We start from the raw sequence: 9,719 nt of genomic DNA on the forward strand, positions 1-9,719 counted from the left end.
TCGCAAATTGTTTCAAGTGGGAAATTCTCTCTTTCTTCTCTGCGCCCTCTGCGCCCTCTGTGGTTAAAAAAATCTAGTTCACAAATCGGCGGATAATTGCCATAATGAAAATCGGATTTCTCGATACCTACACTTGGGATTACAACATTGAAACTCCTTACCGCGAACCTTTGGGCGGCACTCAGTCGGCTATTTGTTATTTAGCTGAGGCGTTGGCAGCCCTGGGAAATGAGGTATTTCTACTCAACAATACTTCGGAACCGGGGATGTGGCGCGGGGTTGATTGCAGGCTGCGGGTGGCGGACAGTGCTAATTTGGAATTATTGCGATCGCTCGATTTTTTGGTTGTAGTCAATATAGTTGGTAAGGCACTGGAAATTAAGCCTTTTTTGGGCGCGCACACTAAATTGATTTTGTGGATTCATAACGAACCTGGCTTTGTTTTTCTTAAGGATTTCAAGAATGAGCTAGAAATTAATGCTTGTGATGCTTTGGTTTTTGTCAGCGAGTGGCAGCGCGAGCAATTTCACACTCGTTTTGGGATTGACTTCAATCGCAGTTATGTTTTCAGAAATGCGATCGCACCTTGTTTTGCTAACATTTTTGCCGATAATATTTCGATCCAATCTCAAAAATCTCGACCGCCCATTCTAGCTTACACCAGCACTCCGTTTCGCGGACTGGATATTTTATTAAAAGTTTTTCCCGAAATTCGTCAAGCTGTCCCCGGAACCAGATTAAAAGTATTTTCTAGCATGAAAGTACACCAAATAGACGACAATGATAATCAGCTTTGTTTCGATCAACTTTACGAAGAGTGTCAGGAAATAGAAGGTGTCGAGTATGTCGGTTCTGTACCGCAACCCGAACTTGTCCGGCAACTGCGTTCAGTCGCGGTTTTAGCTTACCCGAATAGCTATTTAGAAACGTCATCGATTGCGGTGATGGAGGCGATGGCTAGCGGTTGCCGCATTGTGACGAGTGAATTGGCAGCTTTGCCGGAAACAACGGCTGGATTTGCGCGTCTAGTTTCTATGTCAGGGGTGGAAAATTTGGCATCGGTAACTGATTGGAAGCGTGCAGGTACACCGGATTGGGAGGGATATACAAGGCGGTTTTTAGATGCGACAGTCGAAGTTTTAAAAGAGTTTACGGGTACGGGCGGTGCAATTGCTGAAACTCATCTGAGACAGCAGGTAGAATATATCAATCGAGGGTCTACTTGGTCTGTGCGAGCCCGAGAGTGGGTAGAATGGCTGAATAGTATTAGTGTAAAACCTGTAAGAGTGGCAGAGCAAATGATCCAAGAGTTTTTGGTGGATTTAGAATCAGCTCAAACATATTTTGTCAAGGGAAATCGCCTGAAAGATAGAGGAGATCTCGGTGGCGCCATCGAGAGTTATCAGAAAGCTTTAGAGTGCAATCCCAAAGATGCGGAAGTTCATAAAAAGTTGGCGGAAGTTTATGTTTTGCAAGGAGAATTCGATCGCGCGATCGCCCAATGCAACCTCGCCATCAAATTTCAACCGAATTTTGCTCCCGCGTACCTGACAGCGGGCAATGCCCTGCACGGCCAAAACCAGCTAGAAATGGCAATTCAAGCTTATTTGCAAGCTTTAAAACTTCAGCCGGATTTAGCAGAAGCCAGCGCGAATCTCGGCAGTATGTATTACAAGTTAGGGCAATTGGGACAGGCGGCAAAGGCTTACCAACAAGCTCTTGCTATTAATCCCGGTTTGTGCTCGGTGAATTTGATGCTAGCCAGCGTTTTGCAGCAGCAAGGAAAGTTAGATGCGGCAATTGCTTGCTGCCAAAAAGTCCTGCAACTGCAACCGGGAAATGCCAGCGCTGCGGAAATTTTATCCAGTTTAACCGCACAAAAACAGCAACAAACTACCGATAGCAAATTTCTCGCATTAGAAACAGAATCTGATGAGGAAAAACCAGTATCTGTCAACAAAGATGAAGGCTATGGATTGCAGCCTTCGAGTATCAATTTGCCACCAGCACCTAATCCTGAAAATTTAAATACTCCGTTTACCAACCCTGCTGAAGTTTCCGAACAAGTTACCTCGCTGAATGTTCCAGATATCACACAAGTTGCTAATTTTCAAGAAGTAGAACAGTACAAAAAACTGGCAGAAAACTTTTTAGTTAAAGGGAAAATTCAAGAGGCGATCGCAGCGTGCCATCAAGCTATCAAAATTAGACCTGATTATACCCATGCTTATGTAACTTTAGGCAATGCTTTGCAAGCGGTTGGTAAAATGGAAGCTGCGATTCGATCGTATTCTCAAGCCTTAGAATTGCAGCCAAATTTTGCGGAAGTGCGCGCCAATATCGGCAGTATGTATTTCAAAATGGGTCGTTTGCCAGAGGCGATCGCCCATTACCAACAAGCGATCGCCCTGAGTCCAGATTTAGCGGGCGCTCACTGGAATTTAGGCAAAGTATATCACAAACATGGCAACGTCGAAGCTGCGATCGCCTGTTTTCAGAGAACATCCGAACTCAACCCGCAGCTTGTCGGCGCCGACTTCCACTTCAACTTAGGAAACCGACTGTTTAGTCAAGGTAAGCGCGACGAAGCCATCGAAAGCTACCAAAAGGCGATCGCCATTAAACCGGATTGGGCAGAGGCCTATGGTAACATCGCCAGCGCGCGATCGCAGCAAGGAAATCTCGATGCTGCCATCGTCGCATACCAGCAAGCTGTAGCTTTAAAACCCGAATTAGAAGTGCTGCACTTCAATTTAGCCAATTCTTTCATGCAGCAATACAACTACGAAGCAGCGATTGCTAATTATCAAAATACTCTGAAAATTAAGCCCGATTGGCCGGAAGTTCACGCGAACATCGGCAGTTGTTTGTCCATGCAGGGCCTGCTGGAAGAAGCTTTAGCCAGCTATCAGCAAGCTTTGGCCTTAAAACCGGATTGGGCAGAGGTTTACTGCCGGATGGGACACATTCAGAAGCAAGATAAGCCGTTGGAGGCGATCGCATATTTTGAAAAGGCGATCGAATGCAACCCCAAATACAGCGAAGCCCACCAACAACTGTGCGACTTGCTAAGCCACTCCACCAACCTAGCCAGAGCCCGCAGCGTCGCCGACAAATACTGCGAATTCTGCGGTGAAAATGCCCCAGTCATGTCAGCCACAGCCTACGTCTTTTCCTACCTCCAATCAGGAGTCAGCAAACAGGCAATTCAGAAACTCGAAGAAATCGAACAACTCTGCTACGAAAAAGTCGAAACCTTTAGCGTCATCGAACTCAAACTGCTTTACGAAATCTTCCTGTTTGCAGTTTCCCACCTCCGAGACAACCGCGAAAAAAATGCCAGTTTCTACCGACTAATTGCCAAAGAATACTACCAAAAAGCCGTCCCGCAGCGACAGCAAGCCAACAGAATCAAATCCGCAAATTATTTAACCAAACAACAGCCATTAAAAATCGGCTTCCTTTCCAAACACTTCCGCCGCCACTCCGTAGGCTGGTGCAGCGAAGCCTTAATCCGCGAATTAAGTCGCATCACTCCCCACGTTCATCTTTACGTAACAGGTAAACTCAACCGAGACGAAGTTACACAGCGGTTTGAAGAAATGGCCGGCAAGTTTTACTGGCCGAAAAAATATCCCAACGGTTTTGCTGACGGTGGCGAAATCTTCGCCGAAGTAGTCCAAGACGATTTGGATGTTTTAATAGACTTAGACTCCATGACAGTACCGACAAATGTCGAAGTTTTGTACCAATATCCGGCGGGGATTTGCGTTTCTTGGTTGGGGTTCGACGCGCCATACATTTCGGAGAATCACTACTTTCTGTGCGACGAACACACTCATCCCCCAGGTGTTGACAAAAATTACTTAGAACAGTTAGTGAGATTGCCTAATTGTTCGGTAGCAATTGGCGAACTGCAAAGCATTCCTGTGAATCGAGAGGCGATTAGAAATGCCCTCGGGATTGGCTTGGATCAAATGGCTTATCTCTGTGTCGCTCCGGGCAGAAAAACTAATCCTGAAATGGTGCAAGCTCAAGTTAGAATACTTAAGCAAGTACCAGATAGTATGTTGATTCGCAAAGGTCAAGGCGATCCGGATATAATTCATAGCACATACCGCGAAGAATGCGATATTCAGGGAGTAGATTTTGAACGGATTAAGTTTATCGGCCAAACCCGAAGTGAAGAAGAACATCGCGCTATTTATTATGTAGCCGACGTGTTGTTAGATTCCTATCCTTACAACGGCGGGACTCACAATTTAGAGGCTTTGTGGGCGAATTTGCCAGTAGTAACGAGATCCGGCGACCAATATCTTTCACGAATGGGTTATGCTTTTCTCAAAAGTGCAAATCTCGATGTGGGTGCAGCTTGGAGTTGGGAAGAATACACGCAGTGGGGAGTTAAGTTTGGGCGCGATGCTGGTTTGAGAAATGCGGTGAAAGAGCATTTAATTAAGTCTAAGCAGTCTGAAAATCTTGCGCCTTTGTGGAATCCCAAACAGTTAGCCCAAGATATGTATGAAGTGTTTCAGAAACTGTTAGCTAAATAGGTTAGTCAGTTGACAGTTGACAGTTGACAGTTGTCATTAGTTGTGAACTCTTTCTCCCTTCTCTTCCTCTGTGTCCTCTGCGCCCTCTGCGGTTCAAAAAAAAAGAGATATCAGGTAGAGAAAAGCGATTTCAAGGTATTTGTACGCAACCTTCAGTAAATTTTTGTAACAAAATCCGTGAAAATGCGTAAAAATTCCGCGCCGAGTCCGATATATAAATGCTGATTCATAGTACCGCGATCGCCCTAACCTTATGCCGGTTGGCGCGATCGTTTTTTTGTAATTCCTCAACTGCCAACTGCCAACTGCCAACTGCCAACTGTCAACTGCCAACTGCCAACTGCCAACTGCCAACTGCCAACTGACTACTGACAACTGTCAACTGTTAACTCGATCGCGCCCGCCAGACTTAGCCCGATACAGCGCCTTATCAGCAGCTTCAATCAGCATCTTCGGCGAATTTTGACCTTCAGCAATCGTCGCCACCCCCATGCTGAGAGTCACACAATCGGTGACAACAGACTTGAGGTGGGGAATTGCCAAAGCTTTGACGCGCCTGCGGATTCCCTCAGCAAAAGCCTGTGCAGCGGCGATATCCGTATTTGGCAAAATTACCCCAAATTCCTCGCCACCGTACCTAGCAGCTAAATAAAGGCGTTCTGCGGGTGCGTGGGCGCAAGCATCCCCGATCGCCCGCGCGACTTGTTGCAAACAAGCATCCCCAGCTTGGTGGCCGTAATTGTCGTTATAAAGTTTAAAACAGTCAATATCGCACATGATCAAAGATAGCGGTTCCGCAGTGCTCGACTGCTCCCATTCCCGATTAATCACCTCGTCAAACCGACGGCGGTTAGCTAGCTGAGTCAGACTGTCCAAATTCGCCAACCCGTCCAACCGCTGGTTAGCAGCAGCTAACTGCTGGTAAAGTAAAGATTGTTCGATCGCGATCGCCACTTGAGTAGCCAACTCACTCAGCAAATCCATATCAAACGGCTGCCACTCGCGGGGCGCCGAACAGTGGTGGGCAATCAACAAACCCCACAACTTCGGCACTTGACAAGTAGGATTGCCGTCACGGTGTTCGATTCCCTGCTGCACGATGGGCACCACCAAATTCGCCTTCACCTGACACTCGGCCAAAAAATTGACGTGGCACTCGGCAAAATTAGAAGCCTGAATGTTTTCTACAGCGCGAATTCTGCCCTTTAAATACTGTCCCACATAAGTATTAGCAAAACAGCAATCCTCGATCGCCATCCCCATCAGCGGCATCCATCCTGCGCCCACCGACTCCACCACCACATCCCCGTTCCAATCTGGCCGGAAGCGGAAAATAATCACCCGATCCGTGGCCAAAAACTCCCGCACTTCCGCTACTGTAGTCTTAAGAATATCTTTGAGATCCAGAGAAGAACGGATGCGAGATTGAATTTCGGCGATCAGGCGTTCCCGCTCAACTTGCTGGCGCAGAGCCACTTGCACCTGCTTGCTTTCAGTAATATCTCGACCTTCCGGTAGCAGCAAGACAATTTTACCAGTTTCGTCTGCCACCGGTTTGAGAGAAAAATCGATAGTTGCCGTGCGGTTTACCCCTTGAACCTCCACTTCATAGCGGACAAATTCACCTTTTGCCGATCGAGAAATCGCCTCTTGCAACTGTTCCCGAACTTCCGGAGAACCCCCCCACCAAGGCCCCTGCCAAAACGGGCGATTTGCCACATCCCGCAGCTTAATTCCCGCGAAATCTAGAGAAGTTTGGTTAGATTCCAGCAGAATGCCATCCGGTTTTAGCAAGCTAACAAATTGGAAAGAAGAATCAAAAATTGCCCGAAAGCGCCGTTGAGAATCCCCCAACATTGCCGTCACCTTTTCGCGAGAAGTAATATCGCGGAAGCGCCACACCCTGCCAATAATATTTTGTCCGACTCGAATCGGCTGCGTGTATCGCTCAAAAGTCCGGCCGTCTTTAAAATCGAGAATATCGCAGCCTTCGGACTCCGCATCGCTATAAATTTCTCTAACTCTCTGTAAAAAATCCCTCGGATCTTTAACTTGCTTAGTGAGAAACGTCAGCCGCACCGTTCTATCCAGTGAGTTTCTAACTTCTTCATGAATCCCCCACATTTGAACTAACTTTTCATTAAAACTAATCAATTCTCCGGCATTAGTAACAGCCAGAATGCCGTCTGCCGTCGCTTCCATAGTAGCGTGCAACAAAGAGCGCGATCGTTCTAATTCTGCTGCCATTAATTTGCGTTCCGTGAGATTTCGCACTGCTTTAACCTGCACCAAACGACCTTCGCAAACTACAAATTTGCTACGCACGTCAGCAGGAAAAGCAGTCCCGTCCCGCCTGAGAAAAATCGTTTCGCAGACTGTATTGCTGGGTGCAGAAATCATTTGTGGTGCCATTTTGTAAGATTTTGGCGACAGCAGTTCCAGCAAACTCATTCCCACCATTTCCGCAGGTTCGTAACCGAACAGTTCGGCAAAATCCCTGCTGACGCTCAAAATTGTGTCGCGATCGGCCACGGCAACTGCTTCAAAATAAGCTTCGCATTCGAGCAATTGTGCTGCTGTGCTGCTACCGTGTTCCCCGGCATAGCTGTTGTTCATTAGCTGTTGCATTTGCGTATTTGCCGAATACAGAGCGGCCATTGCCTGCCGATACATAGCAGTACGTTTCTCAACTTTTTCAGTAAGGCGAGCGCGATTTTCTCGCAGTTCTCTTTCGACTCTAATTAAATCTGTAATATCTACTGCAAACACGATAACGCCAGCCACTTGACCTGATTCGTCGCGGTAAGGTATTGTATCTGTCCGCACCCAGCATTTGTGACCGGTGGCAGTTGGCAGCAGTTGGACTTTTCCCAGTTTGGGAACGCCAGAATTGATGACTTCTAAATCTTCTAAATAATATTGTTCTGCTTCGTCTGGATAGATTTCATAAAAAGATTTGCCTTCTAGTTGATTTGCGGGCAAACCTCTCGATGCAGCGGCGGCTTGATTAATTCGCAACAAGCGGCTGTCCGTATCTTTGTACCAAATCATCGCCGGCACCGAATCAAAAATAATTTGCTGTTCTTGGTGCTGGCGGCGCATTTCTGCTTCTACTTGTTTTCTTTTAATTATTTCTTGTTCCAGTTTTTTGTTAGCTTTTTTAAGTTCTGCCGTGCGTCTTTCTACTCTTTCTTCTAGTTGGTCGTAGTATTGACTCAGCATATTTTGCTGCTGTTCGCGCCGCATAGCTTCTAATTTTAAGCTTTCGCTAGCCAACAAACTTGACGATACAAATTCTGCTAAGATTGTAGTTAATTCGTGTTCTTCTTCCGTCCACTGGATGCTGGAACCCCGGCGTTCAGCGCTGACTATTCCAGCCATTTGACCAGCCAGCAAAATCGGTACATTCAACAGGGCAGTCGTACCCCGATCTGCAAAATAAAGACTTGCCAGTTCTCGCGTTCTCGGGTCATTTTCGGCTGCCACCGTTGCGATCGCATTTACGGATTTTAAGGCTTGAAAATACGCCGGACAGTCGGCCGCTGTGATGATTATTTGTACGGAATGGAGTTTGGTATTTTGTTCGTAAAAGTCGATACAGTGAAGCTGGGTTTTGTCTTCCCCGTACAGCCAAATACTGGCTCGATCGCAGTTGACAATACTGACAGCGGTTTCCGTGACTTCGCGGATGAATTCTTCTATATTGTTGCGTTCTTTAAGTTGACTTTTGGCTAATTTTGCGATCGCCAAAGTTGAACGGCGCCAATTGTCCTGAGAATTTGGCGGCGGTGCTACCGGCGCAGCGGCCTTAATTTCTTCGCAAACTAACAGTACCACCGGCCGTTGGAAATTGGCAACTGAGTGACTATCGGTATTTTCGTCTATTTTCCATTCTACCGCAGGCAAAGCGCGCGCCGTTGCTTTTACCCACATAATTTTGCCGTCTTTGCGAGTCAAACAGCCTTCCCAACAGGCGACTTTTGGATTTGACGTACCTTTTGTCGGGTGAACCAATCTCGCAAATTCTGACTGCATTTTCCCTTGATCTTGGCAGTAAAATATGTTAAAAATTGAATGACAAATTAATTCCTGCGACCTGTAGGCGAGGCGAGATTCGCCGAATTGATTGAGGGAAAAAACTCTTCCCAAAGCGTCTAGGACGAAGTAAATGCCCGGAAAATTATCGTAGACAGTTCGATACCAATCCTGTTCGACTTGTTGTTTGGTGGACGAAACTTTCGTGGCCGCGAGATCGTCCCCCGTACCTGTCAAGTGAGAATTGTTGGTTTCTGGGTTCCTTGAATGATTTTTTTTAGCAAACACTTTTAGCTTAACTCGACTGTAATTAATTTTACTTTCTGGAATTTAACTTTCTTGTGAAACTAAATTTAACCTGTTATTTGAAAAAGTTACAACTTGTAACAAAATTACAGCTTTTCCAGCGCGCTGGTTTTCGCTTCCGATGCAACCCCTGTGTTTGTATAGAAGGAAGAGTTGACAGTTGACAGTTGGCAGTTGGCAGTTGGCAGTTGGCAGTTGGCAGTTGGCAGTTGGCAGTTGGCAGTTGGCAGTTGGCAGTTGGCAGTTGGCAGTTGGCAGTTGGCCCGAAAGAAGGAAGACGGAAGACGGAAAACGTTCGAGGGAAGACGGAAAACGTTCGAGGGAAGACGTTCGAGGGAAGACCTTTCATTGCAATCAACCACAAGGGTTTCGGCAATTAAGAACATCTTAACCCTCTTAGCGGTTGCAGTAGTTGCTAGACCGTCTGCGTGCGGGAGATATTTCCTGTGGCGTTGCCGTGTCAGCAGTTAAAACAGCAATTACCCCCTGTGTACTTGTAGTATCCCCGACAATGGAAAAAATTGGCAATCAATTGTTTTAACTAATACGAGTGGGAAGTCCCGCACTCTATCCGTTTACAGGATGAGTGACGGGATGAAAACGAGCAGCAAGCAAATTGAGCGATAGCGAATCCATGATAGAATCGAAATAAGCGGGGATGATAAGAGTAGCCGTGGTGGGCGAACTTTCCGTTGTATAAATGCTAGACACCACCTATCAGTTTCTGACTGGTAGCCCCAAAATCCCTTTCTTGCCGTAAAAGAGCTGATGGATGGGTGAAAAAATCAACAATTCTACTCCTTGGGACACAGGGAGTCTGCCGGA

3 protein-coding genes are annotated in these 9,719 nt (G+C 46.6%); 2 read left to right on the forward strand and 1 reads right to left on the reverse strand.

The genetic code is table 11. From position 1 onward, the window contains the following. Window positions 1-104 precede the first annotated feature (104 nt). Window positions 105-4,553 (forward strand): tetratricopeptide repeat protein, encoded by a 4,449-nt coding sequence (locus JGK22_RS20095; RefSeq protein ID WP_293313474.1) that lies wholly within the window; start codon window positions 105-107, stop codon window positions 4,551-4,553. Between the two features lie 378 nt (window positions 4,554-4,931). On the opposite strand, the gene JGK22_RS20100 is transcribed toward JGK22_RS20095, so the two are convergent. Beyond that, the gene (locus JGK22_RS20100; RefSeq protein ID WP_293313476.1) at window positions 4,932-8,876 is read right to left on the reverse strand and encodes a PAS domain S-box protein; all 3,945 of its coding nucleotides are present in this window, start codon (window positions 8,874-8,876) and stop codon (window positions 4,932-4,934) included. A gap of 178 nt (window positions 8,877-9,054) precedes the next feature. On the opposite strand from JGK22_RS20100, the gene JGK22_RS20105 reads away from it, so the two are divergent. Beyond that, window positions 9,055-9,285, forward strand: coding sequence for a hypothetical protein (locus JGK22_RS20105; RefSeq protein WP_293313478.1), 231 nt, complete (start codon window positions 9,055-9,057; stop codon window positions 9,283-9,285). The last annotated feature ends 434 nt before the right edge of the window (window positions 9,286-9,719 follow it).

The sequence above is a fragment of the Microcoleus sp. PH2017_08_TRC_O_A genome, from assembly GCF_020738665.1.
Taxonomy (GTDB): domain Bacteria; phylum Cyanobacteriota; class Cyanobacteriia; order Cyanobacteriales; family Microcoleaceae; genus Microcoleus.

Coding starts and splice junctions, on each gene's coding strand:
- JGK22_RS20095 (WP_293313474.1), top strand. CDS start 105: ATGAAAATCGGATTTCTCGATACCTACACTTGGGATTACAACATTGAA.